Below are 1,862 nucleotides of genomic sequence, written 5' to 3' on the forward strand. Positions count from 1 at the left end.
TCGAAACGCGCGTGGTACACCTCGTCCATGCGCGCATCGAGCACCGCCACCACCCGGGTGCAGCCATGCTGCGCGCGCGCTTGCTCGGCAACGGCCAGCAGGGTGTCCACGGGCAGCACGGGAACGCCCAGCCCCCCGCGCGCGCCAAACGCCAGGCCCTGCGCCACGGCGCAGGCGGTGCGCAGGCCGGTGAACGCGCCGGGGCCGCGTCCGAAGACGATCGCGTCCAGCGTGTCAAACGACAGCTGCGCCTGCGCCATCAGACGGCGCAGCGCGGGGATGAACGCGACCGATGCCTGCGCGCCGCCAGGGCCCGTGTGCTGCCAGACGCCATCGCCGTGCTGCACGGCGATGGAGAGGGTGTCGGTGCTGCTGTCGAAGGCGAGCAGATTCATGGACTGGGTGGAAAAGCGGGTTCGGAAAGCCGGCCCAAAGCCATCGCAGAGGGAGAAAAGCGCATCGGGCGATTATCCGTTCCCGCACCGGTCTGCGGTTTGTCCACCCCCCTTGAAAGGGAGGAATCTGGCCCCGCAGCCGGGCCTCAGGCGCCAAAAAGGCCTGGCGTTGCCGTGCTCGGCGGAGTGACCCCCAGATGCCGGAACGACGCCAGCGTGGCGATGCGCCCGCGCGGCGTGCGCTGCAGGAAGCCCTGCTGGATCAGATAGGGCTCGATCACGTCCTCGATGGTTCCGGCCTCTTCGCCAATGCTCGCGGCGATGTTGTCCAGCCCCACGGGGCCGCCGTCGAAGCGGTGGATCACGGCTTCGAGCAGTTTGCGGTCCATCACGTCAAGGCCCTGCGGGTCCACGTCGAGCATGGCCAGCGCGCGGTTGGCAATGTCCTTGGTGATGCGGCCGTCGCCCTTGACTTCGGCGTAGTCGCGCACGCGCCGCAGCAGCCGGTTGGCAATGCGCGGCGTGCCACGCGAGCGGCACGCGATCTCCAGCCCCCCTTCGGCGTCCATGGGAACGGCGAGCAGGCCGGCGCTGCGCTCGACGATGCACGCCAGTTCCTGCGCGCTGTAGAACTCGAGCCGGGCGACGATGCCGAAGCGGTCGCGCAGCGGGTTGGTGAGCATTCCCGCGCGCGTGGTTGCACCGACCAGCGTAAAGGGCTGCAGATCCAGCTTGATGCTGCGCGCCGCCGGCCCCTCGCCGACCATGATGTCGATCTGGTAGTCCTCCAGCGCGGGGTAGAGGATTTCTTCGACCACGGGCGACAGGCGGTGGATCTCGTCGATGAACAGAACGTCGTTCTTCTCCAGGTTGGTGAGCAGCGCCGCCAGGTCCTTGGGCTTTTCCAGCACCGGCCCGCTGGTCTGGCGCAGGTTCACGCCCAGTTCGGCGGCGATGATGTGGCTCAGCGTGGTCTTGCCCAGGCCCGGCGGGCCGAACAGCAGCGCATGGTCCAGCGCTTCGCCGCGCTTGCGCGCCGCGCCGATGAAGATCTCCAACTGCTCGCGCGCCTTGGCCTGGCCCACGTATTCGCGCAGCAGCTTGGGGCGCAACGCCCGCTCGATGGCCTCTTCCTGGGGTGACGCGGGGGCAACGGACAGAACCCGTCTGGCAGGAGAGAAGTCGTCGGTCTGTACGGTCATTGCGCAGGGTCTATGGGCTGGTCCACGCGTAGTAGGCCACACCTTCGTAAACAAAGTCGGGCTGGCTGGCAATGACGTGGTCCCGCTCCGGCAGGCTGATGGTGTAGAAGTGCGTCGCACTCGACGACCGGTAGAAGCGGTACACCGCCGATGCGCCGGGGGCCGCGTCCGGCGCCACGTACCACGCGACCCCCTCGTAGCGCAGGTTCGGCGAATCGCGTTGCACCCCGTCGCGCTCCTGCGCACTGCTGGTGTAGAAGTGGGC

General features: G+C 68.4%; 2 protein-coding genes and 1 pseudogene. All 3 read right to left on the bottom strand.

Annotation, left to right across the window (positions count from 1 at the left end):
- Positions 1–395 (bottom strand): tRNA (adenosine(37)-N6)-threonylcarbamoyltransferase complex dimerization subunit type 1 TsaB (gene tsaB, locus VTU_RS0105770; RefSeq protein WP_010101894.1); only part of this gene is annotated, 395 nt, incomplete at its 3' end.
- Positions 396–541: 146 nt separating this feature from the next.
- Entirely contained in the window at positions 542–1,597 is a 1,056-nt protein-coding gene (gene ruvB / locus VTU_RS0105775) for a Holliday junction branch migration DNA helicase RuvB (protein WP_029554150.1), read from the bottom strand.
- A 10-nt stretch (positions 1,598–1,607) separates the two neighbouring features.
- Positions 1,608–1,862, bottom strand: a pseudogene (locus tag VTU_RS33480) (serine protease); the annotation flags it as partial.

It is taken from the genome of Verminephrobacter aporrectodeae subsp. tuberculatae At4, assembly GCF_000193225.1.
Classification (GTDB): domain Bacteria; phylum Pseudomonadota; class Gammaproteobacteria; order Burkholderiales; family Burkholderiaceae_C; genus Acidovorax; species Acidovorax aporrectodeae.

Coding starts and splice junctions, on each gene's coding strand:
- ruvB (WP_029554150.1), bottom strand. CDS start 1,597: ATGACCGTACAGACCGACGACTTCTCTCCTGCCAGACGGGTTCTGTCC.